General features: G+C 52.2%; 23 protein-coding genes and 1 pseudogene. 11 read left to right on the top strand and 13 right to left on the bottom strand.

Features of this window, described 5'->3' with window-relative positions; all coding sequences use genetic code 11:
- Positions 1–675: 675 nt before the first annotated feature.
- From rpmH to mnmE, 5 genes are all read left to right on the top strand, one after another.
- Positions 676–816, top strand: coding sequence for a 50S ribosomal protein L34 (gene rpmH / locus MYB54_RS21945; protein WP_005976668.1), 141 nt, complete (start codon positions 676–678; stop codon positions 814–816).
- An 18-nt stretch (positions 817–834) separates the two neighbouring features.
- Complete coding sequence (gene rnpA, locus MYB54_RS21940; RefSeq protein ID WP_010281235.1) at positions 835–1,194, top strand: ribonuclease P protein component; 360 nt, start codon at positions 835–837, stop codon at positions 1,192–1,194.
- Positions 1,158–1,415, top strand: a complete 258-nt coding sequence (yidD, locus tag MYB54_RS21935) for a membrane protein insertion efficiency factor YidD (protein WP_010281237.1) — start codon at positions 1,158–1,160, stop codon at positions 1,413–1,415. The genes rnpA and yidD overlap by 37 nt, the downstream gene beginning before the upstream one ends.
- A 2-nt stretch (positions 1,416–1,417) precedes the next feature.
- Positions 1,418–3,052, top strand: a complete 1,635-nt coding sequence (gene yidC, locus MYB54_RS21930) for a membrane protein insertase YidC (RefSeq protein ID WP_010281240.1) — start codon at positions 1,418–1,420, stop codon at positions 3,050–3,052.
- A gap of 129 nt (positions 3,053–3,181) precedes the next feature.
- Positions 3,182–4,546: a tRNA uridine-5-carboxymethylaminomethyl(34) synthesis GTPase MnmE gene (mnmE, locus tag MYB54_RS21925; protein ID WP_039281388.1), complete on the top strand. Its 1,365-nt coding sequence runs from the start codon at positions 3,182–3,184 to the stop codon at positions 4,544–4,546.
- A 32-nt stretch (positions 4,547–4,578) separates the two neighbouring features.
- Here mnmE and MYB54_RS21920 read toward each other — a convergent pair whose 3' ends face one another.
- The 4 genes and pseudogenes from MYB54_RS21920 to MYB54_RS21905 form a co-directional block, all read right to left on the bottom strand.
- On the bottom strand, positions 4,579–5,898 hold the full coding sequence (locus tag MYB54_RS21920) for a type II toxin-antitoxin system HipA family toxin (protein ID WP_248721356.1): 1,320 nt from the start codon (positions 5,896–5,898) through the stop codon (positions 4,579–4,581).
- On the bottom strand, positions 5,898–6,164 hold the full coding sequence (locus tag MYB54_RS21915) for a helix-turn-helix domain-containing protein (RefSeq protein ID WP_014917131.1): 267 nt from the start codon (positions 6,162–6,164) through the stop codon (positions 5,898–5,900). Before MYB54_RS21915 ends, MYB54_RS21920 begins: the two co-directional genes overlap by 1 nt.
- A gap of 195 nt (positions 6,165–6,359) precedes the next feature.
- Positions 6,360–6,575, bottom strand: a pseudogene (locus MYB54_RS21910) (alpha/beta hydrolase); the annotation flags it as partial.
- Positions 6,576–6,754: 179 nt separating this feature from the next.
- The gene (locus tag MYB54_RS21905; RefSeq protein ID WP_248721355.1) at positions 6,755–7,606 is read right to left on the bottom strand and encodes an SDR family oxidoreductase; all 852 of its coding nucleotides are present in this window, start codon (positions 7,604–7,606) and stop codon (positions 6,755–6,757) included.
- A gap of 142 nt (positions 7,607–7,748) precedes the next feature.
- Here MYB54_RS21905 and MYB54_RS21900 point away from each other — a divergent pair, with 142 nt between their 5' ends.
- A complete protein-coding gene (locus tag MYB54_RS21900) occupies positions 7,749–8,159 on the top strand; it encodes a winged helix-turn-helix transcriptional regulator (protein ID WP_094370746.1) in 411 nt (136 codons plus the stop codon).
- 30 nt (positions 8,160–8,189) lie between these two features.
- Here the strand turns inward: MYB54_RS21900 and MYB54_RS21895 are convergent, their stop codons facing one another.
- Positions 8,190–8,741, bottom strand: a complete 552-nt coding sequence (locus MYB54_RS21895; protein WP_039551752.1) for a TetR/AcrR family transcriptional regulator — start codon at positions 8,739–8,741, stop codon at positions 8,190–8,192.
- A gap of 103 nt (positions 8,742–8,844) precedes the next feature.
- Here MYB54_RS21895 and MYB54_RS21890 point away from each other — a divergent pair, with 103 nt between their 5' ends.
- Positions 8,845–10,347, top strand: a complete 1,503-nt coding sequence (locus MYB54_RS21890; protein ID WP_248721354.1) for an MFS transporter — start codon at positions 8,845–8,847, stop codon at positions 10,345–10,347.
- Positions 10,348–10,469: 122 nt separating this feature from the next.
- On the opposite strand, the gene MYB54_RS21885 is transcribed toward MYB54_RS21890, so the two are convergent.
- The 3 genes from MYB54_RS21885 to MYB54_RS21875 are packed head-to-tail and all read right to left on the bottom strand — an operon-like array spanning position 10,470 to position 12,175.
- Positions 10,470–11,129: a DUF799 domain-containing protein gene (locus tag MYB54_RS21885; protein WP_014917137.1), complete on the bottom strand. Its 660-nt coding sequence runs from the start codon at positions 11,127–11,129 to the stop codon at positions 10,470–10,472.
- A complete protein-coding gene (locus tag MYB54_RS21880) occupies positions 11,126–11,485 on the bottom strand; it encodes a DUF4810 domain-containing protein (RefSeq protein ID WP_010281265.1) in 360 nt (119 codons plus the stop codon). The genes MYB54_RS21885 and MYB54_RS21880 overlap by 4 nt, the downstream gene beginning before the upstream one ends.
- A gap of 18 nt (positions 11,486–11,503) precedes the next feature.
- Positions 11,504–12,175, bottom strand: a complete 672-nt coding sequence (locus MYB54_RS21875; RefSeq protein ID WP_014917138.1) for a CsgG/HfaB family protein — start codon at positions 12,173–12,175, stop codon at positions 11,504–11,506.
- 426 nt (positions 12,176–12,601) lie between these two features.
- Here MYB54_RS21875 and aegA point away from each other — a divergent pair, with 426 nt between their 5' ends.
- The 3 genes from aegA (at position 12,602) to MYB54_RS21860 (ending at position 16,077) form a co-directional block, all read left to right on the top strand.
- Positions 12,602–14,626 carry a formate-dependent uric acid utilization protein AegA gene (gene aegA / locus MYB54_RS21870; RefSeq protein WP_248721353.1) on the top strand — a complete coding sequence of 675 codons (2,025 nt, stop codon included), beginning with the start codon at positions 12,602–12,604 and terminating at the stop codon, positions 14,624–14,626.
- The gene (locus tag MYB54_RS21865; protein ID WP_104209570.1) at positions 14,623–15,144 is read left to right on the top strand and encodes a 4Fe-4S binding protein; all 522 of its coding nucleotides are present in this window, start codon (positions 14,623–14,625) and stop codon (positions 15,142–15,144) included. The genes aegA and MYB54_RS21865 overlap by 4 nt, the downstream gene beginning before the upstream one ends.
- A 189-nt stretch (positions 15,145–15,333) precedes the next feature.
- Entirely contained in the window at positions 15,334–16,077 is a 744-nt protein-coding gene (locus tag MYB54_RS21860) for a 4'-phosphopantetheinyl transferase family protein (protein ID WP_010681426.1), read from the top strand.
- A gap of 55 nt (positions 16,078–16,132) precedes the next feature.
- Here the strand turns inward: MYB54_RS21860 and MYB54_RS21855 are convergent, their stop codons facing one another.
- Positions 16,133–17,470: an NCS2 family permease gene (locus tag MYB54_RS21855; RefSeq protein ID WP_010302438.1), complete on the bottom strand. Its 1,338-nt coding sequence runs from the start codon at positions 17,468–17,470 to the stop codon at positions 16,133–16,135.
- Positions 17,471–17,839: 369 nt separating this feature from the next.
- Between MYB54_RS21855 and yieH the strand changes: the two genes are divergently transcribed.
- Positions 17,840–18,505 (top strand): 6-phosphogluconate phosphatase, encoded by a 666-nt coding sequence (gene yieH, locus MYB54_RS21850; protein WP_010681428.1) that lies wholly within the window; start codon positions 17,840–17,842, stop codon positions 18,503–18,505.
- 10 nt (positions 18,506–18,515) lie between these two features.
- Here the strand turns inward: yieH and MYB54_RS21845 are convergent, their stop codons facing one another.
- The 4 genes from MYB54_RS21845 to MYB54_RS21830 form a co-directional block, all read right to left on the bottom strand.
- Positions 18,516–19,244, bottom strand: coding sequence for an amino acid ABC transporter permease (locus tag MYB54_RS21845; RefSeq protein WP_039275958.1), 729 nt, complete (start codon positions 19,242–19,244; stop codon positions 18,516–18,518).
- A gap of 1 nt (position 19,245) precedes the next feature.
- Positions 19,246–19,989, bottom strand: coding sequence for an amino acid ABC transporter permease (locus MYB54_RS21840; RefSeq protein WP_014917143.1), 744 nt, complete (start codon positions 19,987–19,989; stop codon positions 19,246–19,248).
- Positions 19,990–20,089: 100 nt separating this feature from the next.
- Complete coding sequence (locus MYB54_RS21835; RefSeq protein WP_014917144.1) at positions 20,090–20,926, bottom strand: ABC transporter substrate-binding protein; 837 nt, start codon at positions 20,924–20,926, stop codon at positions 20,090–20,092.
- A 124-nt stretch (positions 20,927–21,050) separates the two neighbouring features.
- A complete protein-coding gene (locus tag MYB54_RS21830; protein ID WP_248721352.1) occupies positions 21,051–22,046 on the bottom strand; it encodes a VirK/YbjX family protein in 996 nt (331 codons plus the stop codon).
- Positions 22,047–22,070: the final 24 nt, after the last annotated feature.

Raw genomic sequence — 22,070 nt, 5'->3', positions numbered from 1 at the left:
GGCGGACTCCACTCGAACAAGAACGATCAAAAAGAAAAGAATAAGACGTTATTTATGTGACTCATGATTTTTTGGCGCCTGCGTCATCCACGATTGTTTCATTCACAATACAGACAGCAGACACACCACGTAGCGCGGCGGTTTACTCCGACGATCCCGTCAAAAGGATCGCTAACGGAACCGCGGATCATAACCTAATCTTCCGAAGAGATCTTCCCCTTCTGCACAGTTTCGATCCTTTTTATCCACAGGCTATTCTTATCGCAACACCCTGCAACACGGCAGAGGGACGGCTAGCACACATTTTATCCGCCTGCGATGAAGCGCACCCAAGCATACCCTCGGAGGCACGATCGTTACGGTGACATCGATCATGATCTTGTCGGACAGATCGTTGGAGGATCCTTGCGCTTTGCAGCAGAGTCCGTATAATTCCCTGCCCGCGCGTCTACGCCTTTTCTGTGCTCTGGCAGGCAGAAATTCCAAAAATAATCGGAATGGCTGGCGTGTTAAGTGTGATGTTAATTGACTCAGGACTGTACAATTATTACAATCCTGCCTCTTTCCGTTATATAGCTGTGATATGCGATTGAGGCGTCGGTCATTTTTTCACGCCGAACAGCCAAACGCGTTTACTGTGAAGTTATAATTTTCCAAGTTTAGGTAGAAATCGCCATGAAACGCACTTTCCAACCGTCCGTATTGAAGCGTAACCGTAGCCATGGTTTCCGTGCTCGTATGGCCACCAAAAATGGTCGTCAAGTTCTGGCCCGCCGTCGTGCGAAAGGCCGTACTCGTCTGTCTGTTTCTAAGTAATAAAAGCTAACCCACCGAGTGGTTAAGCTAGCATTTCCCAGGGAGTTACGTTTGTTAACTCCCAGTCATTTCACTTTCGTCTTCCAGCAACCGCAACGGGCTGGCACGCCGCACATCACCATTCTCGGCCGCCTGAACTCGCTGGGGCATCCCCGCATCGGTCTTACCGTCGCCAAAAAGCATGTAAAACGTGCTCATGAACGCAATCGGATTAAACGCCTGACGCGCGAAAGCTTTCGCCTGCACCAACATTCATTGCCTTCAATGGACTTTGTGGTGCTTGTGAAAAAAGGGGTGTCTGAACTGGATAACCGTACCCTGACGGAAGCATTGGAAAAACTATGGCGTCGGCATTGTCGTTTGGCTCCCGACTCCTGATCGGGTTGATACGCGGTTATCAACTCGTTATCAGCCCGTTGCTCGGACCGCATTGTCGGTTCCGGCCAACGTGCTCGCAATACGGTATTGAAGCAATACGCAGGTTCGGCATGATAAAAGGCTGTTGGTTGACGCTTAAACGCGTATTAAAATGCCATCCTTTGAACCCTGGTGGTGATGATCCCGTACCGCCAAAAACCGACAATAACAGAGAACATTAACGATGGATTCGCAACGCAATCTTCTTCTCATCGCTCTGCTATTCGTAACCTTTATGCTTTGGCAGGCTTGGGAGACGGATAAAAATCCGCCAGCGACCACGCAGGCCATACAGCAGGCGACGAACGCAGTGACCGGTGATGCTACCAACCAGGGCGTACCCGCCAGCGGTCAAGGCAAACTGATCACGGTGAAAACCGATGTGCTGTCGCTGACAATCAACACGCGTGGCGGTGACATCGAGCAAGCGCATCTGCTGGCTTACCCGGACACATTGGGTTCAGATAAACCTTTCCACCTGCTGGAAACCACATCCGAGTTTGTCTATCAGGCTCAGAGCGGTTTGACTGGCAAAAACGGCCCGGACAACCCGGCTAACGGCCCGCGTCCGCTGTTTACCACCACCCAAGATAGCTTCGAGCTGGCGGATGGTCAGAGCGAACTGCGCATTCCGATGACATACACTGCGGCTGACGGCGTAACCTACACCAAAACGTTTGTTCTGAAACGTGGCGACTATGCACTGAACGTTGACTATAGCGTCAACAACACCAGCGCTCAGCCTCTGGAACTCACGTTGTTCGGTCAGTTAAAGCAATCTATCGAATTACCTAAGCACCGCGATACCGGCAGCAGCAACTTTGCACTACACACTTATCGTGGCGCGGCGTTCTCTTCCAGTGAAGACAAGTACAAAAAGTACAGCTTCAGCGACATGGACGAAAACCTGAACATCACCACCAACGGTGGCTGGGTAGCGATGCTGCAACAGTACTTCGCAACCGCGTGGATCCCAACGACGGCAGGCGCTAACACCTTCTATACCAGCAAACTGGGGAACGGTCAGGCCGCTATTGGCTTCAAATCCGCTCCGGTTGTAGTTGCCGCAGGTAGCCAGCAGGATCTGAAAACCACCCTGTGGGTCGGCCCGGAAATTCAGGACAAGATGGCTGCTGTTGCACCGCATCTGGATCTGACTGTCGATTACGGCTGGCTGTGGTTTATTTCTCAGCCGCTGTTTAAGCTGCTGAAATTCCTGCATAGCTTTATCGGCAACTGGGGCTTCTCCATCATTGCCATTACCTTTATTGTGCGCGGTATCATGTATCCGCTGACGAAAGCGCAATACACCTCTATGGCGAAAATGCGCTTGCTGCAGCCTAAACTGCAAGCTATGCGTGAGCGTATTGGTGATGACAAACAGCGCATGAGTCAGGAAATGATGGCGCTGTACAAGTCAGAGAAAGTGAACCCGCTGGGCGGCTGCTTCCCGCTGCTGATTCAGATGCCAATCTTCCTGGCACTGTATTACATGCTGATGGGCTCCGTTGAACTGCGTCACGCGCCGTTCGCGCTGTGGATTCATGACCTGTCTGCACAAGACCCGTACTACATTCTGCCGATCCTGATGGGCGTGACGATGTTCTTCATCCAGAAGATGTCACCAACCACCGTGACCGACCCAATGCAGCAGAAGATCATGACCTACATGCCGGTCATCTTTACGGTCTTCTTCCTGTGGTTCCCGTCAGGTCTGGTTATGTACTACATCGTCAGCAACCTGGTTACCATTCTCCAGCAGCAGTTGATCTACCGCGGTCTGGAAAAACGTGGCTTGCATAGCCGCGAGAAAAAATAATCCGGTTGATGGCTAACCGATAGAAAGCGTAAGGCGGTCATTGACCGCCTTATTTTTTTAATGGCTGTTTTATCAGCCAACGATACGTAAAATAGCCTGCCAGACAGGCACCAATGCAGAGAGAACATCATGAGTAATACCGACACCATCGTCGCCCAAGCCACGCCACCGGGACGCGGAGGCGTGGGTATTTTACGCATTTCAGGACAGGCGGCCGCAGACGTGGCGCATGCCGTTCTGGGTAAACTTCCCAAGCCGCGCCACGCCGATTATCTACCGTTCCGTGATGCCAACGGCACCACGCTCGATCAGGGCATTGCCCTCTGGTTTCCCGGCCCGAACTCCTTTACTGGTGAAGACGTATTAGAGCTTCAGGGTCACGGCGGTCCGGTTATTCTTGATTTGCTCCTGCAACGTATCCTGACACTGTCTAACGTGCGGATTGCGCGTCCTGGCGAATTCTCTGAACGTGCCTTCCTGAACGACAAACTCGATCTCGCGCAGGCGGAAGCCATCGCCGACTTGATTGACGCCAGTTCGGAACAGGCAGCTCGCTCAGCGCTAAACTCTCTGCAAGGCGTATTTTCCACCCGAATAAATCAGTTAGTGGAAGCACTCACTCACCTGCGAATCTACGTCGAAGCTGCCATCGACTTCCCAGATGAAGAGATCGACTTTCTCTCCGATGGCAAAATTGAAGCACAGTTAAATGGTGTGATGGCCGATCTGGATGCCGTCAGAGCTGAAGCGCATCAGGGTAGCCTGCTGCGTGAAGGGATGAAGGTCGTCATTGCAGGTCGTCCTAATGCCGGTAAATCCAGCTTACTCAATGCGTTAGCCGGTCGCGAAGCCGCCATTGTGACGGATATCGCCGGAACGACACGCGACGTATTACGTGAACATATCCATATCGACGGCATGCCGCTGCATATCATCGACACCGCCGGGTTACGCGATGCCAGCGATGAAGTCGAACGCATTGGTATTGAGCGCGCCTGGCAGGAAATCGAACAGGCCGATCGCGTGTTGTTCATGGTAGACGGCACCACCACGCAGGCGACCGAACCTGAGCAAATCTGGCCAGAATTTATGGCGCGCCTGCCAAAAACGTTGCCGATTACCGTGGTACGCAACAAAGCCGACGTAACTGGTGAAATGCTTGGCATCGAAGAGGTGAATACTCACTCACTTATCCGACTGTCCGCCCGCACGGGTGAAGGCATCGATACGCTGCGCGACCATCTCAAGCAAAGCATGGGATTCACCAGCAACACGGAAGGCGGTTTTCTGGCTCGACGTCGCCACCTGCAAGCACTGGAACTGGCGGCACAGCATCTGATTCAGGGAAAAGAACAGCTGGTGAGCGCCTACGCGGGCGAATTGCTGGCAGAAGAACTGCGACTGGCGCAGCAGTCCCTGAGTGAAATCACTGGCGAGTTCACCTCTGACGACCTGCTAGGCCGTATCTTTTCGAGTTTTTGTATTGGGAAGTGATTCGCTCTCCCCGATATTATTCGTCGGGGAAATTACGCCCATCCGCTCATGAGCCGTCTCGATCTGGCCTGCAATCCGGCCAGAATTGCCTCACTGATATGAGTAGGAAAATCCACAGGCAGTTTACTTCCAACAGTCGTCATGACGGTATCAACGGTCTGGGCAAACTCCGCCAGAATGTTTTCCATCGATTCTCTGGCAAACCCAACGACCTTCGCCGTCTGGAAAAAATGTCGGGGAAAGATCTGTTCAATCGCATATTTCTTGCCTCTTGAGCCAGTTAATCCCATCGCCATTTTGGCCTCTCTGCGGTCAATTCCCCGTCCGCCCATCGCCGGATACATAGAGAGAATGTCATAGAAAGGCGTGAGTCGATATCGTCCCTCAGATTCAATAAACAGGGAAAAATTTTTCGCATGACCATCTGTTGCAGCCAATAGCCAAAACAGTACCTGAGCCTGCATAAAGCGATAACGATCCCTGTCTGGATAAACCGAACCCAATAGAAACGACATAATGGCGGAAATACCCGGTCCACCATGATTTTCATATTTCAGTGCGGAAGGAACGTTTAATACCTGACAAAAATCCTCTTGTGGTAGCCGCATAATCCAACTGACATCCGAGGCGTATTTACGATCAAAACGCTCCACCGCCAACGCCTTTATCTTGCCAGCGTTGATCATAAAACAGTGCGGCACTGGCAACCCAAATGCCTTGGCAATGAGCAAACACAGATACTCATTTTCAACGCTGTCAGACATATCAATTGAGTAAGAGTGACTCTCGATTTTACCAATCGGTAGCTTGATGATGTGGGTAGTTGGTGTGGCATTGAGAGGTAGGCACCAGCGATCATCCAGATACAGCAACGCCGTCTTTTCCTGTGCACCTGCGATAGAGATACGAAAATCGTCTTCAGTATCAATCATACCCAGCGGGGCATCGGACAAATATCCAGTCAGTATGTTTTCAAGCTGCTGCTCGGATAAGGTTTTATATTCGATCTTTTTTATATCGTGCACAGGTGTACCCTGCGGCACTAATTGCAACGCACCGACACTGTCTTGCCCCACTTTAGCCAGCAGATCAAACGGCTGAGTGGAATCCGTATGATGCCTGGCGACAATCCGTCTTCTGATATCCGGGTTATCCGGCAACAGATTGTCGAAAAAGTTATAAACTTCATCGCCCTGATAGGGCTGATGACGTAGCGGCATAGAAAGCGAAATGGGGCGACTCCCCGGCAATCCGAGCCAGTTCGCATCATAGGAAAAATGATGTGTCCCACTGCCCGTTTTGGTCAGAATCCCCACCCGATAGCCGTTCATGTAAACATCGAGCGCAGCCATTACCATTCTTCCTTCCAAGATGATGCAACAGAGGCTTCGTTATTGGTGGTGTCCACATTCCTGGGCGTAACGGTAAGTTCTAAATTCAATGCCGACAGGATTTTAAAGAAGGTTTCCAGCTTAGTGGAATCAGGATGTTGCTCGAAACTGGATACCGTATCCTGGCGAATACCCACTTTACTGGCCACTTTCCCTTGTGAAAGCTTCTGCGTGATACGAACATCTTTCAGATAGCTGCTAAGCTGCTTGCTGTTGGTGATCTTCATCATCTTATTCTACCGGTTATAGGCGGTAGAATAAATATTACACGCTTTAGCCGGTAAAACAATAATTACACGCCACAGCCGTTAATTGTGTATTTACCTGCTAAAGCGTGTAAGCAGCAAACAGAACCGTAGGGAAACACGGTGTATAGCGGGGTGAGATTGTTGGCACTAACGCTTTCTCACCCTCGATGGTATTTACCGCAGGCTTGTTTTGAAAAATTGCTCAAACTTATCAAACGGTATTTTGCCTGCCTGATTGTCGTACAAATCCACATGATTGGCATTCGGTACAACCACCAGCTCTTTACGCGTGCTGCCAACTAATTTGTAGGCATCTTCCGCAAAATAGCGTGAGTGGGCTTGTTCACCGGTGACAATCAGCGTCGGAATCGTGATTTCGTTCGCATAGGTACCACTTTTCGCATCTTTTCAACGCTGTTCGCTGAGGTATTGCAAGTACGCCAGCGTGATAAAAGCGTTTGCGCATATAAACCGCTTGATTGCTCTTTCACTGCACCAAAAGGCCCACTCACAGCGATGGCGGCCCAGAATGATCTCCGGGCCGATTTTTAAGCGTTACTTTTTAAGTGTTATTTCAACGTCACTTTCACGACGGCTGACAGCGGCGTGGTTGGGCGACCGATCAGACGGCTCAGTTGCTTACCGTCATCAAACAGACCGCCTTTGGATGCACCAGTGTCCGAATCCGCAATAATCTGCGCGAAACCCTCAGGTAGCCCGGCTGAAACCAGCGCAGCGGCAAACTCCGCTTCGGACAGATTTTGATAACCGATATTTTTGCCAGACTGTTTGCTGACTTCCGCCGCCAGCTCTGCCAGCGTGTAAGGCTCGTCGCCAGCCAGTTCGTAAACCTTGCCGGCCTGCCCTTCCTGCGTCAGCACCGCGACCGCAGCGGCAGCAAAGTCTTCACGGGTTGCAGACGTAATTTTGCCTTCGCCCGCGCTACCGATAAACACACCGTGTTTCAGCGCCGCAGGGATGCTGGCCGCATAGTTTTCGGTATACCAGCCGTTGCGCAGCAGGACATGCGGTAAACCAGAATCCTTCAGCAACGTCTCCGTTTGACGGTGTTCTGCCGCCAGCGCCAGAGGCGATTTATCCGCATGTAGCAGACTGGTGTACGCGACCAGTTTCACACCCGCTTTCGCTGCGGCTTCGATGACATTGCGGTGTTGTGCCGCACGTTGACCCACTTCGCTTGAAGAGATCAGCAGCACCTTATCCACACCTTGCAGCGCGGAAGCCAGCGCTTCTGGCTGATTGTAATCCGCGGCTTTCACCTGCACGCCTTTTGCAGACAGATCGGCAACTTTATTGACATCACGCACCAGCGCCACGATGTCGCTCGCCGGAACCTTCTCTAACAGTTGTGCGATAACCAAACGGCCCAGTTGGCCGGATGCACCAGTAATAGCAATCATCTTGAGCTCCTTTTATTGACTGTCTTTTATTGGCCATATTTTATTGGCCGTCTTTTATTAACCGTCTTTTATTGGCGGGTAGTGGCTGGCATAATATCGGCAAAGCTAACTTTAAGTAAGTACATACATAAAGGTAAGTATAGTGAGTCAACCCAAAACACCCATCGATTTATTGCCCCCCATTCTGCCAACCGGCAATGTCTTCGCGGAGAAATGTCCGTCTCGACAAATACTTAACCACGTCACCAGCCGCTGGGGCGTACTGATTCTGATCGCATTACTTGATGATACGCATCGCTTCAGTCAACTGCGTCGACGGATTGGCGGCGTGAGCGAGCGCATGCTGGCGCAGACCCTGCAATGGTTGGAAAGTGATGGTTTTGTCCTGCGAACGGCCTATCCGGTTGTCCCGCCACATGTTGAGTATAGCCTCACCCCATTAGGCAAAGAGGTAGGTGTGCGGGTAAAAGAGCTGGCGATATGGGTCGAAGGGAATCTGGACAAGATTATGGCGACGCAGCAGTCAGGCGAACAATCATCCATCGAACCATAATCAATACGCCTTCTGAAAAGAGGTTCTGACTCAGGAAGCAGTGCGCTCGGGTAGCAGGCGGGAAATATCAGAGAAAATGGCTTTCCAGGTCTCGTCATCGACCGCCATAAAGCCAAAATAGCGCAGCAGGAATGCCCCTTCGGATGCCAGAAACGCCAGCCGGGCATCTCGCCCTTCCTGCGAATTCAGGTCAAGCCCGGCCAACTGGCTGTCATACCACGCCTGCGATCTAGCAAGGTGCTCAGGCGTATTCAACAACGAGGCCATCATGCCCGCCGCTCGATCGCCTTCTGCAGCATCCGTCCGATAAGTGATATCAACGTGCGCACGCACCCTGGCTTCCCGACTATCATCCGTACCGATGCACACGGCGGCCATCTCATCAAACTCATCTTCCCAGCGCTGATACATCGCGTGAATCAGCTCATCTTTCGTCCCGAAACTCGACTGAATACCGCCTTTTGTCACGCCCGCAGCTTTAGCGACCGCATCGATAGTCAGTGCAGCCGTTCCCTGCGTGCGGACAATCTGCTCCGCCGCATCCAACACGCACGCACGATTAATGCTCTTATGACGCCCCATGTCTTCCTCAATTTAAAATACGTTTGTATTTAAAAAGCAATTCTATATCATCAGAACGCTATCCAACAGACGAAAAATAGAAGTTCAAGGTAGAGATCCTGCTATGCAATCACCAAAGAAGTGGCTGATCCTGGCCATTGTTTCCAGCGCCCTGTTCCTGATTGTTATCGACATGACGGTGCTGTACACCGCACTCCCGACACTGACTCACGACCTGCACGCTACTGCATCGGAAAAGCTGTGGATCGTTAATATCTATGCGCTGGTTGCCTCCGGTTTACTGCTGGGGATGGGCACGTTGGGCGATAAGCTGGGTCATAAACCTCTATTTATTTCCGGGCTAGTGGTCTTTGGTGCGGCGTCACTGTTTGCCGCCTATTCGCCCACACCCAGTATGCTTATCGCTGCTCGCGCGCTACTCGCGATCGGTGCCGCAATGATGATGCCCGCCACACTGTCGATTATTCGTCTGACATTTACTGATGAACGGGAACGCGCACTGGCGATCGGTATCTGGGCTGCGGTGGCATCCGGTGGCGCGGCGTTTGGCCCCGTGATGGGCGGAATACTGCTTGAGTACTTCTGGTGGGGCTCGGTTTTCCTCATCAACGTACCGGTCGTTCTGCTTGCGCTCATCATGGGAATCACCGTGATTCCACACCGGCCGGGCAACGCCTCCCACCGCTGGGACTTTATTGGTTCTCTATTAATCATGGTGGGTTTGATTGGTGTAACCTATGCCATAAAAGAGCTGGGCAAGCGGGTTCCATCTTATGAGGATGCGCTAATCGCTCTGCTCATCGGCGTGGCTTTCATTACTCTGTTCGTTCGGCGTCAGCGTAACAGCAAGCATCCTCTGGTCGATTTTTCTCTCTTCCGCCTGCCGCCTTTCAGCGCGGCCGTGGCCGCCGCTATCGTAGCCGCAGCCGCCTTGATCGGCATGGAGCTGGCTTTCACCCAGCGCTTGCAGCTCGTCGTAGGACTGTCTCCGTTACAGGCGGGGTTGTTCATTTTACCGCTGTCATTGGCGTCCTTTATCTCTGGCCCGTTAACCGGAAAGATACTGCCGCGCGTGAATAGCGGGACAATGCTAGCCGCTGGCCTGTTGATTTCGGGGCTGGGAATGGGAAGCTATCTGCTGCTGCACAATGCGCCTACCATTATACAAATCATCAGCCTAACCGTTATTGGCGCAGGCGTGGGCTCCACCATGACGGCTGCATCGAGCACCATCATGCAGGTTGCGCCAGCGTCAAAAGCAGGTATGGCGGCGTCAATCGAAGAGGTGTCCTATGAACTAGGGGGCGCAACGGGCGTGACGCTGATGGGCAGTTTGCTGTCTTTCGCTTATTCCGCAACATTTATGCTGCCCGCTGGGTTTGCTGCACCGGACACCGCGTATGACAGTCTGGACGAAGCGTTAATTTTTGCTGAATCCTTACCGGAAAATATGCGGCAGATGCTTACCACACAGGCCCATTCTGCCTTTGATTCGGGTTTTTCCATTGTGCTGGCCGCAGCCACGCTGATCCTGCTGCTGACCGCGGCCTTCGTCTGGACAACCCGCCATAATAAACAACATCGTCATCAGGCCGCTGATGTATAGCACCGTCAACTCATCAGTTCAGACAATAAAAAACGCCGTTCAATCACGAACGGCGTTGATGATGTAGCGACGTCTTACACTATAACGACGTACTGCAAGGTAACGATGTACTACCAAGAAACTTAGTAGGTTTCTTTACCGTATTGCAGTGAACGAGGCCCGTACAGCATACCGCGTGAATGGCCCGCTGCCAGCAGGCGCGTGCTGGTCACGCCAGCAACATCGTGGCCTTTGTCGGAGATCGTGTCCGCGATTTGATTCACCGCAGCCTGCACCAGAATACCGATGATGCCGCCGTTAGAATTTGACTGCTGTTCGTTGCTGGACGCCGTTGCGCTTCCGCTCCACAACAGTTTTCCGGTACGCAGATCTACCAGACGCGCATCCGCAGAAACGCGGGTTTCGCTATTAATCACGATGTATGACGTGCCGTACTCTTTTACGTCCAAATACAGCGCAGCATCAGCACCAAAGATTTGATGCAGCTTCGCCGTACTCAGCGCATGTATATCCGCCGCGGTCGACAGACCATTCTGTTTGAACGTTTCGTCCACTACGGCAACAGGCAAGACGTAATAACCCGACTCCGCCAGCGGATACGTGACCTGAGAAAGCAGGCTATAGCTCGCTTTCACATCTGGGGAATGGTTAACCGGCGGCAATACCAGAATGGACTTAGGCTTGCTCTGCTTAAATGCCGTGTAGTCATAAGGCACGGGTTTAGCACAGCCGGTCAGAACCAGCGCAAAAACCAGACCACATAATCCTAAGAAACGATTCATTTAATGCTCCCTTTATTTTTACTCAACAGGAAGTCCATAAAAGGTGCTGATTCAGGGAATTTCGCTTTTTCAGTTTCAAACTGTTGGCGAGCTTCGCTATCACGGCCAGTGTTGGCGTACAGCAACCCAAGTTGAGCATAGAGTCCCGGCGGGACGGGTTTATTGGCGGCTTTCGCTTTTTCGATCGATTCATTCAAAGCAAGAATCTGCTGCTCTGGGCCGACTTTATCCTGTTGATAATAATCGTAAAGAGCCGGCTGGTATTTATCCCAGCTGTAAATGGTTTTTGGCTGGGACGCACAGCCTGCTAATACTGTCGCTGCCAGTAGCAGGACAATTTTCTTATGAGATAACATGGTTATATTCCTATTCCATTAGTTCGCTGGGCGCCAGGCACCGCTTTCAATTCCTGCAACCAGATTATTGACGGCTTCACGAATCGCCAAATCCAGCACTTTACCGTTCAGCGTCGAGTCATAGCTGGCCGTGCCGCCAAAACCGATAATTTCACGGTTGGACAAGGTGTACTCACCCGCACCCTGTACGGAATACACCACTTCAGACGTTTGCACGTTCACGATGTTCAACGTGGTTTTTGCGTAAGCAACCTGTGTTTTACCGCGGCCCAGGATGCCCCACAGCTGATGGTCACCCACTTCTTTGCGACCAAACTCGGTCACATCGCCGGTAACAACATAGGTAGCGCCTTTCAGCGTCTGCGTTTGCCCTTTAATACCCGCTTCTGCTTTCAGCTCTTCCATATTGGTGCGATCCAACACGTTAAAGCGGCCACTCTGCTGAAGATGGCTAACAAGAATGGTCTTGGATTGATTACCTAAGCGGTCAACACCATCAGAAAAAATACCGTTCATGTAGTTAGAGCGGTTTTCAAATTTTCCGACGGAAATCGGGCTGCGAACGCCCTGATAAGGCGTACTGTAAGAAGTCACTTTTTGTGCTTCTACGGTACGGGAAGACTCTGTGGCACATCCGCTCAATAGCGCAGCTGACATGAATACAGAACAAAGAACGACTTTTTTATTCATAACACTATCCCTTAGTGACAATCCATTAACCTGAGCAACGCTCTGTTATTGATTCATAATGAAAATGCCGTAAACGCGTTATTTAGCTGCAACATTGTTTTGATGCATGCAAATAGCGCCCAACATTATGAGGGGCGTAAGGAAAAGTAACGAGTTATTTCATGAGGAAATTAACAAAAATAATGAAAACCAGAATTTTTACCCGAGATAAACCACTGTAAACCAGACAAAAAACAAGGTTATATGCAACCAGACCATTACTTTCGCATAACATTACAACCTACTGAAACGATTCAATAATTTTATTAGTAACACGTGTGAGATTTAACATTAACCGACTTTTTACCTGCTCTATATCAAAGTCAGGGGGTTATCCAACTATTAGGATAAAGGCCACGATCGAGGGATCCAGAGTGGGAAAAGGTAATGAACCGATTTGTTATTGCCAGTACTCAAGACTGTATGGGATGCCATGCATGCGAAATCGCCTGTGTCATTTCACACAATGACGAGCGCTATCCAGATAGTGCAGCGGTGTTTCAGCCCAGAATAAAAGCATTCAATACGCCAACGCTGCGGGCTGCCGTGACCTGCCGTCATTGTGAAGATGCCCCCTGCGCCAGCGTGTGCCCAACACAGGCCTTGATCAGAAAAGACAATAGCATTCAGCTCGTTCAGGAAAAGTGCATCGGCTGCAAAAGCTGTGTACTGGCTTGCCCGTTCGGCGCGATGTCCATGGTGACAAGCCCTGTGGACAACAGCACCATCGCCCACAAATGCGATCTCTGCGCCGATCGTCCAGAAGGGCAAGCGTGCGTAGAAGCCTGTCCAACTCAGGCCTTACAGCTCGTCAGCGAGCAAACGTTAGCGGCCCGCCGTCAGGAGAAACAGCAGGTAATGGCGCTGCGTTCCTCCGCTCACTGGCAGCGTGAAACGCCCGTGCTGAAAACGCTGACAACCCATCCGCTCAGCAAAAGAAAAAACTGGCCGCGCCGGGATGCCGAGAAAAAGCCACTGGCCCAGAGAATCTCCACGTTTGATGAAATCTATCATGGCTTCTCCATGCAGCAGACAGAAGATCAGGCAGATCGCTGCCTTTCTTGCGGCAAACGCGCGATCTGCGAGTGGACCTGCCCGCTACATAACAATATTCCCGAACTGCTGAGTCTGGCAAAACAGGGACGCATTCTTGAAGCCGTAGAGCTATCGCACCAAACCAGCAGCCTGCCGGAAATCTGTGGCCGAGTGTGCCCGCAGGATCGGCTATGCGAAGGAGCCTGTACGCTGGGCAAGGAGTACGGTGCGATTACCATCGGTAACGTTGAACGCTACATTACCGACACTGCGATAGAAATGGGCTGGTCGCCCGATATGACGCATGTTGTTCCCAGCGGCAAACGCGCGGCGATCGTCGGTGCTGGCCCAGCAGGGCTAGCCTGTGCCGATGTGCTAGCCCGCAACGGTGTGCAGGCCGTGGTGTTCGATCGTCACCCGGAAATTGGGGGGCTGCTCACGTTCGGGATTCCGTCGTTCAAGCTGGATAAAGACGTCCTGATCCATCGTCGTGAAGTGTTCAGCGCCATGGGAATCGAGTTCCAGCTGAATACCGAAGTGGGGAAAGATATTTCTCTGGCTCAGCTGCTGGATGACTATGACACCGTGTTCCTCGGCGTAGGCACCTACCGCTCCATGAAGGCCAACATTGATAATGAAGAGGCTCCTGGTGTCTTCGATGCGCTACCGTTTCTGATCGCCAATACCAAACACGTCATGGGGCTACCGGAATTAGAGGATGAGCCTTATATCTCGATGGCAGGCAAACGCGTCGTGGTGCTCGGCGGTGGGGATACCGCGATGGACTGCCTGCGTACATCCGTTCGGCAAGGCGCGGTATCCGTCACCTGTGCGTATCGCCGTGATGAAGCCAACATGCCCGGCTCGAAAAAAGAGGTGAAAAACTCCCGCGAAGAAGGCGTTGAGTTCCTGTTTAACGTCCAGCCGCAAAAAATCTGCCTCAATGAACAGGGCGAAGTGTGCGGCATTAGTCTGATTCGCACCGAACTGGGCGAACCTGACGCCAGCGGCCGTCGTCGCCCGCGCCCGATTCCTGGTTCAGAATTCGTGCAGCCCGCGGAAGCCGTGATAACGGCATTTGGCTTTCAGTCACACAGCATGCCGTGGCTGGAAGATGCCGACATCGGTCTGGATAACTGGGGATACATCACCGCCCCGCTTGATAGTCAGATACCTTGCCAGACCAACCATCCGCGTATTTTTGCCGGGGGTGATGCCGTACGCGGTGCCGATCTGGTCGTTACCGCGATTGCCGACGGGCGCAAAGCCGCATTGGGCATGATTGCGACGATGGGGCTGACCGCCATCACGGGAGCTATTCCCGCACACCCGCAGCGCCCTGAAATGAACGCAACCCGCGAGGAGCTCCGCTCATGAATCAATTTGTTATCGCCGAAGCAGAAAAATGTATCGGCTGCCGGACTTGTGAGATCGCCTGCGCGGTAGCCCATAGCGGGGGTCAAAGTGCACAGCTGCGGCCTTCTCACTTCTTTCCCCGCCTGAAGGTCGTTAAAAGCGCCAGCGTCAGCGTTCCCGTTCTTTGCCGTCAGTGTGAGAACGCCCCCTGTGCCAGCGTATGCCCGAATGACGCGCTGGTGCGCGATCGGGATAGCATCCAGGTTATTCAGTCCCGCTGCATCGGCTGCAAAAGCTGCGTCGTCGCCTGTCCTTTCGGGGCCATCAATGTGGTGACAAAAGCGTCGAATGACGATGGGGAAGCGCACCTCACGCAAAGCGAGGTTCACAAATGTGATTTATGCGTGGATGTCGCCCAGAGCCCTTCCTGCGTCAGCGTTTGTCCGACATCGGCGCTGCGATTAGTGACAGCGGATGAGTTGCGCAAGCAGACGCTGGAAAAACAGCGGCGTTCCGCACTGGGATGGCCGAGCCATTAAAACAGACTGGAAGGTGGCGAACAGGGAAGGATCGCCACAAAACATACGATGCAGAAAATTCGGTGTGCCTAATTAATAATTATCGCCGATTTATCCATCGATTTTTCTTTAGATCACATATTAGTCTGATAATATGCATTGGTAATGCCTGATAGGTTCCCATCTTTTATCACGATCACGGAGTGAACAATGACCTGCCATTTTGTCAGGTGGACAAGCACGGAAGCGCTTCCTGACTTACAAAGACTGCCCGATAGGCTCATCTCATCAACACAAGGTTTTTCAGCCAAACGCCGCGAGCGTTATCTGAAGAGTCGGGTGCTGCTGGCTGAGATGATGTTCTATTTTTTCGGCTATCCGCTGTTGCCCACGCTACTCGTGTCCCCTGAAGGACGCCCTTATTTTGCCGATCCCAATATGCCCAATTTCAGCATCGGCTATGCAGGCAATACTATCGCCATCCTCCTGAGCGAAGAAGGCAGCGTCGGTATGGATATCGAAATCGTTCATGTCAGGCCAACAAATCAGGTCGTCCCACAGATGCAGGCGCAGACACAGGCCGAACAGGCGTGGATCGACGCGCAGCGCGATCCGCTGGAAGCAGCAACGCAGCTGTGCACCATCCGCCAGTCATTGATGAAGATCCCTGGCGTGAACAGCCACCCTCCCAATAACCTGAAACTCCACCCCGCCTCTGGCAGGCTGCGTTCAACCTGCACCCCCGCCGTAGAAGTGATGAGCGATGTTGATGATTACCTTGCCTGGGCCTGTGCCCATATCCCCACACTTAACCGATTGATCATGTGGAAATACACGTCGGCAACGGGCATGAGAAAGTCGGGGGAAATTCTACAGCAGCAGCGCCAGTCTGTACGCTATATGAAATTAACCAGCCATACGATAGAAAAAGCCACCTCTACCGCCTCACAGTAGCCAACCGCCTTGTCGCCGGCTGAGGCTCCGGGAAAACCCCGGAGCCACGAACAGATTAATGCCCGTCGATAAACACGATTTTCAGCAGGAACAACAGCGCAACCACGACCACGCAAGGGCTGATTTCACGCCAGCGGCCCGTCGCCAGCTTCATCACGCAGTAAGAAATGAAGCCCAGCGCGATCCCTTCAGTAATAGAGAAGCTGAACGGCATCATCACCGCGGTAATAAAGGCCGGAACGGCTTCCGTCAAGTCATCCCACTTCACGCGCGCCAGACTGGACGTCATCAATACGCCCACGTAAATCAGTGCGCCAGCAGCCGCATAGGCAGGCACCATCCCCGCCAGCGGTGACAGGAAGATAACCAGCAGGAACAGCAGCCCCACAACCACGGCCGTCAGGCCGGTACGTCCGCCCACGGACACGCCAGAAGAGCTTTCAATATATGCGGTAACGGAGGATGTCCCGATAAATGAACCGGCCACAGAGCTAACGCTATCGACATACAGCGCCTGCTTCATGCGTGGGAATTTACCGCGTGCATCAACCAGACCGGCTTTATCCGTCACGCCAATCAGCGTACCAGAGGAGTCAAACAGGTTAACCAGCATGAAGGAGAAAATAATGCCAGACATCCCGAGGTTCAGCGCCCCAGCCAGATCAACCTGACCCACCACCGACATGACGCTCGGCGGCATGGAGAACACGCCAGAATACGTCACATCGCCCAGCAGCAGGCCAATCGAGGTGGTCACGACGATGGAGATCAGTACCGCAGCGTGAATATTACGTGAAGCGAGTGCGACAATAATGAAAAAGCCCAGAGCGCCCAACAGCACGCTGTGTGACGTCAGATTACCAATCGTCACCAGTGTTTCAGGGTTAGGAACGATAATACCAGCGTTTTTCAGGCCCATCATGGCAATGAACAACCCGATACCGCTGGCAATACCCAAACGCAGGCTAAGCGGGATATTGGCGATCATCCAATAGCGAATCTGGAAGATAGTCAGCAACAGGAAACCGATTGCGCCCCAGAAAATAGCACCCATCGCAACCTGCCATGGCAGACCCATCGCACCGACGACGACAAAAGCGAAAAACGCATTCAGCCCCATTGCAGGTGCCAGCGCCACAGGCAGGTTAGCCAGCAGCCCCATCAAAATGCTGCCGAATGCCGCAATCAGACAGGTGGTCACAAAGACCGCTTTGGTATCCATCCCCGCCACACCCAGAATCTGCGGGTTAACAAAAACGATGTAAACCATCGTCAAAAACGTCGTGAAACCGGCAATCGTTTCCGTACGTGCTGTCGTGCCGTGTTGTTTAAGTTTAAACACGCGCTCCAGCAGGCCTTGCTCGGTAGCAAGACCGGGTTGTGATTTATTCATGAGTAACAATCCAAAGAAGGGAATAACTGTCGTCGGGTATCCTATAACAAAATGCGGCGTTTTTACGTTGATCCCACGTTTTTTTTCATCGAATAAGAAGAACCTATTAACGTCATCGTTTTCTCTCGGTTAAATCCCCCCGATTTTACGCAAGATAGCGCTAAAAATGATTTATATACTCTAAATACTTCGAGTTTCAGGAAGGCGGCAAGGGAAGGAATCCCGATGAGCTTACTTAGGTAAGTGATTCGGGTGACTGAATGCAGCCAACGCACATGCAACTTGAAGTATGACGAGTATAGGTCGCAATATTGGGTCAATTGGTTAAAGTAAGGACTTCATCTTTTATTTCATCGATAAGGATTGGTCATGCCCCGTATTGAATGCGTCTTCTTCGACTGTGATGGCACGCTGGTTGATAGCGAAGTGCTGTGTTGCCAGGCTTATGTGAATATCTTCATCCCGTATGGGGTGAACTTATCGCTGGAGGAGGTGATAAAAACCTACAAGGGCGTGAAGCTGTACGAGATTATTGCCCGCATCAGCCAGCAGCATGGCTTAACCGTATCGGTAGACGATGCGGAGCGTCATTTCCGGCAAGAGGTGAAACGTCTGTTTGATGAATTCCTGCAACCTATCGAGGGTGCACGTGAGTTAGTGCAGTCGATTACTGTCCCGATGGCCGTGGTGTCCAATGGTCCGGTCAGCAAGATGCAGCATTCGCTCGGCCTGACGCATATGCTCGATCTGTTTGGTGACCATCTCTACAGCGGCTACGATCTGAAAAAATGGAAGCCCGATCCAGCAGTGCTGTATCACGCCGCCGAGCAGTTACAGCTTCCTATCGAGCACTGCATTCTGGTTGAAGATTCCGCCGCTGGCGTACAGGCTGGTATCGCTGCGGGCATTCCAGTGTTCTATTACTGCGCCGATCCCCACAACCAGCCAATCCATCACCCGCTGGTCACGATGTTCGATGACATGCGCGAACTACCGCAAATCTGGCGCGAAAAAGGCTGGAATATCACGGCGTAGTAGCCGCCCCTCAGGCTGGCTTATTCCGCCACCACAGCAAACGGCGCTTCGGCTGCTTTTCCTGCTGGCTAAAACGGGCGTTAACCCCGTTCGCCAGCAGCTCCAGCGACAGGCAAAACACAAAGTAGACCAGCGCAACAAATAGGAAAACTTCCATCGGGTAGACCATGCTGCGGTTATTGACCTGCGTAGCGAGAAATGTCAGTTCGCCGACGCCAACAATGTAGGCCAGCGACGTATCTTTAATCAGGGAAATCCACTGATTAATGAAGGAGGGCACCATCATCCTCAGCGCCTGCGGCAGGACAATCTGCCACAACACCTGCCAGCGGCTTAAGCCCAATGAGAGTCCAGCCTGCCACTGACCGCGCCCAATGGCGACAATGCCCGCCTTCACGCCATGCGCGAGATACGCCGAGGCGATCAGCGCCAGCGCACACACCACAGTCGTAATTTCAGGGATATCGACGCCAAAAACGATCGGCAGCAGAAAGTAGGTCCAGAAAATCAGCATGATGACGGGAATCGCCCGGAAGAACCCCAGCACCATCGCCAACAGCGCACTCCACCATCCCCGGGACATCGCCAGCGCCACGCCCAAAATCGTACCCAAGATGGCAGAAGCTACGCCAGCCAGCAGGCTCATCACCAGCGTCAACGCCGCGCCACCCAGCGGACCATCTGGGAACGTACCCCACATCAAATAGTCGATGTTATCGGTGATAACGGTAAAATCCATCTTAGTGTCTCTCCGCCAGACTACGCTGCTGACGCCACATGCCCCAGCCTTCCATCACAGCAATAATCACGATGTACAACACCGTCGCTACGCCAAATGCCTGAAACGTGCGCAAGGTTTCCGTCTCCACCTGACGCGACGCGTAGGACAATTCAGCGACGCCAATCGCCATCGTCAACGACGAGTTCTTAACGATATTCATGTATTGACCAAGCAGCGGCGGCAGGGCGATTTTTAGCGCCTGTGGCAACACCACATAACGCATGGATTGCCAGCCGGTTAACCCCAGAGCATGCGCCGCGTACTTCTGCCCGCGTGCTACGCCGCGAACACCGGAGCGGATTTCCTCCGCAATAAACGCGCTGGAGTAGAGCGTCAACCCAGCTAAACCCGCCAGAAACTCAAAAGAAGGCCACGCTAATGTCGTGCCCAACAGGGAAAGAGCATGCGGGGTGTTCAGCCATTGCATCATCGCTGAGGGAAAAAGCTGCCCGGCCCCGAAATACCAGAAAAACAGCTGCACCAGCAGCGGCGTATTACGAAATAGCGAGCTATAGGCCACCACAACGCCGCTCAGCAGCCGAATCTGGCTGTCTCTGGCCGCTGCCAACAGAAAGCCCAGCACCATAGACAGAACGATCGTACTCAGGGAAATACCCAGCGTGATCAGGAAACCGTGCCACAGCCAGAGGAGGTATTGAGGAGCCAACAGCCACGATTCAAGCGATTGCAGCGCCGTATCCATGCGTTTTATCTCTCTTTGTCATTATTACGAAGTACAAATAGAAATGCCCTCTGCATTGTATTGCAGAGGGCTGGGATCATAATACTGAAGGCGTCAGCTATCAGGATTTAGGTTGTTGATCCAACGGGGCAAAGGTGAAATCGCCGCGCGGCTGGGATGACTTCGTGCTCGGCCCAAACCAGCGATCGTAAATCGTCTTCGCTTCACCCTGTTTTTCCAGATTAATCAGCGTGTCGTTAATTTTCGCCGTCAGACGTTCTTCACCCTTCGGAATCCCAACACCCTGATACTCTTTGGTAATGCTGAACGGAGAGATTTCAAACTCAGCCTTCTGTGCATCAGGCACGTTAGCCAGTAGGCCGACCAGTTTGGCATCATCCTGCGTGATGGCCTGAACGTTGCCGTTACGCAGCGCGGCGAAGGCCAGCGGCGTATCGTCGTAGGAAATCACTTTAGCCGTCGGGTAATGCTCGCGTAGGGTAATTTCCTGCACGGTGCCTTTATCCGCGCCAATACGCAGCGTTTTGATGTCTTCCGGCGTTTTCAGCACGCCTTTACGGGCGATGAATTTTTGCCCGGTCGCGAAGTAAGGAATACTAAAGTTAACCTGCTTGGCACGCTCATCGGTAATGGTGAAGTTCGCGGCGATCAGATCGACTTTCTGCGAGCTTAACAAAGGAATACGGTTCGCTGGGTTGGTCGCGCGCAGCTCCACCTTCACGCCCAGCGCCTTACCAATCGCCTCGGCGATATCTACGTCATAACCCACCAGCTTTTTGCTCTGCGGATCGACATAGCCAAACGGCGGATTGCTGTCGAAGACGGCAATTTTCACCACGCCCGCCTTCTGAATATCATCTAATTTATCGGCCTGTGCAGCACCAGAAATGGAAGCCAATCCGGCCAATAAAGTCACTGTCAAAATCTGCTTTTTCATTCCCTGCCCCTTAATTATTGCTGTATTAACCGCAGGCTATCAGCAGGGCGAAAACGCGGGAAATAACATAAATAGCTATAATATAACCTTATGTTACTTCGGTATTCTGGCAGATTATCCTGATTCAGGTACGGCTAGGTAGATTGGTGGAAAGCGGCGGACTACCGGCGAGTACGTCATTAATCTGGCAGGCTACCTCATCAAAGAGCGCATAGCGTCGGCGATATTCTGCCCTCTTGCGGCTGGGTATGTCCTGTTCAGACTTTCTCGGAAGCGATAACGGCAGCGCAATGTTGCCATCAGGCCGCAGTTGACCGCCATGAGCGAAAAGGAACGCATTGTAGTCGGCCAGAAAAACATGGCGTTTCTTACTGCGATAGCGCCAGTGTTTATAGATATGCGTTTCGTTACTGACCACGATAACGTGCGCCAAATTAAGGTTACAGGCCAGGTTAATCAGGCTTTCCAGAAGAATACGTTTGGGAAACAGACTATGGCAATCTCGCGTCGCGCTCTGAATAACCTGATGCGGCGTTTGTGCATCCGGTCCCTGAATCCCACCGACAAACAGGCTCATTTCCCCTTCAATGCGCAGGATGGAGAACGTCATCTGTGCCAAAACGTGCTCGCTGTTCTCAAGCTGTAGGGAGAGCTCACCTTCCTTACACATTTGATCGTTAGTCATCAGGCGAAGCGTGTAATTTTCACCGCTTTTTCCCTGAAAACTGGCCAGCACGTTACCGCCCCCGTTCTGGCTATATAACAAACGCTGGCGGTGTAACGGCAACGTTCGAATAAAGCAGTAATGATCCATTAAGGCCGTACAGGTTTGATGTGTCGGTAGCGACGCCATCAGGTAGGGGCGCTGGAGCTTACTGTACAGCTCATTTCCGTCACGTTGAAAAATATCCTGTACGGGATAATCGACGATAAAACTGAGCCATTTCATGGTCAGCAGCGGGTGAAGCATCACTCGGGATGTATATTTCATACGCCACTGGAGGCTCTCCCAGCGCCGATCCGGCTTGTGTTTACCCGTTGCCAATGCCAGCAACAGGGAAAATGCGGCCCGAAACTGGGTTTTCGTATTGCCAAGTGATTGTGTAGAAGTAATGTCCATGAATGTCACCATGATTAAGATGAC

This window comes from Pectobacterium nicotianae (genome assembly GCF_023272715.1).
GTDB lineage: Bacteria > Pseudomonadota > Gammaproteobacteria > Enterobacterales > Enterobacteriaceae > Pectobacterium > Pectobacterium brasiliense.
The sequence above is the reverse complement of the archived record's forward strand: the minus strand, read 5'-3'. Positions and strand labels throughout refer to the sequence as shown.

Bases quoted from the DNA above. Each gene is read 5' to 3' on its own strand.
- aegA (WP_248721353.1), top strand. From the start codon at position 12,602: ATGAACCGATTTGTTATTGCCAGTACTCAAGACTGTATGGGATGCCAT.
- yidD (WP_010281237.1), top strand. From the start codon at position 1,158: ATGGCGTCGGCATTGTCGTTTGGCTCCCGACTCCTGATCGGGTTGATA.
- MYB54_RS21860 (WP_010681426.1), top strand. From the start codon at position 15,334: ATGACCTGCCATTTTGTCAGGTGGACAAGCACGGAAGCGCTTCCTGAC.
- MYB54_RS21855 (WP_010302438.1), bottom strand. From the start codon at position 17,470: ATGAATAAATCACAACCCGGTCTTGCTACCGAGCAAGGCCTGCTGGAG.
- MYB54_RS21830 (WP_248721352.1), bottom strand. From the start codon at position 22,046: ATGGACATTACTTCTACACAATCACTTGGCAATACGAAAACCCAGTTT.
- MYB54_RS21865 (WP_104209570.1), top strand. From the start codon at position 14,623: ATGAATCAATTTGTTATCGCCGAAGCAGAAAAATGTATCGGCTGCCGG.
- MYB54_RS21835 (WP_014917144.1), bottom strand. From the start codon at position 20,926: ATGAAAAAGCAGATTTTGACAGTGACTTTATTGGCCGGATTGGCTTCC.
- yidC (WP_010281240.1), top strand. From the start codon at position 1,418: ATGGATTCGCAACGCAATCTTCTTCTCATCGCTCTGCTATTCGTAACC.
- mnmE (WP_039281388.1), top strand. From the start codon at position 3,182: ATGAGTAATACCGACACCATCGTCGCCCAAGCCACGCCACCGGGACGC.
- MYB54_RS21915 (WP_014917131.1), bottom strand. From the start codon at position 6,164: ATGAAGATCACCAACAGCAAGCAGCTTAGCAGCTATCTGAAAGATGTT.
- MYB54_RS21905 (WP_248721355.1), bottom strand. From the start codon at position 7,606: ATGATTGCTATTACTGGTGCATCCGGCCAACTGGGCCGTTTGGTTATC.
- MYB54_RS21890 (WP_248721354.1), top strand. From the start codon at position 8,845: ATGCAATCACCAAAGAAGTGGCTGATCCTGGCCATTGTTTCCAGCGCC.
- MYB54_RS21895 (WP_039551752.1), bottom strand. From the start codon at position 8,741: ATGGGGCGTCATAAGAGCATTAATCGTGCGTGCGTGTTGGATGCGGCG.
- MYB54_RS21845 (WP_039275958.1), bottom strand. From the start codon at position 19,244: ATGGATTTTACCGTTATCACCGATAACATCGACTATTTGATGTGGGGT.
- rpmH (WP_005976668.1), top strand. From the start codon at position 676: ATGAAACGCACTTTCCAACCGTCCGTATTGAAGCGTAACCGTAGCCAT.
- MYB54_RS21840 (WP_014917143.1), bottom strand. From the start codon at position 19,989: ATGGATACGGCGCTGCAATCGCTTGAATCGTGGCTGTTGGCTCCTCAA.
- MYB54_RS21875 (WP_014917138.1), bottom strand. From the start codon at position 12,175: ATGAATAAAAAAGTCGTTCTTTGTTCTGTATTCATGTCAGCTGCGCTA.
- MYB54_RS21920 (WP_248721356.1), bottom strand. From the start codon at position 5,898: ATGGCTGCGCTCGATGTTTACATGAACGGCTATCGGGTGGGGATTCTG.
- MYB54_RS21885 (WP_014917137.1), bottom strand. From the start codon at position 11,129: ATGAATCGTTTCTTAGGATTATGTGGTCTGGTTTTTGCGCTGGTTCTG.
- MYB54_RS21880 (WP_010281265.1), bottom strand. From the start codon at position 11,485: ATGTTATCTCATAAGAAAATTGTCCTGCTACTGGCAGCGACAGTATTA.
- yieH (WP_010681428.1), top strand. From the start codon at position 17,840: ATGCCCCGTATTGAATGCGTCTTCTTCGACTGTGATGGCACGCTGGTT.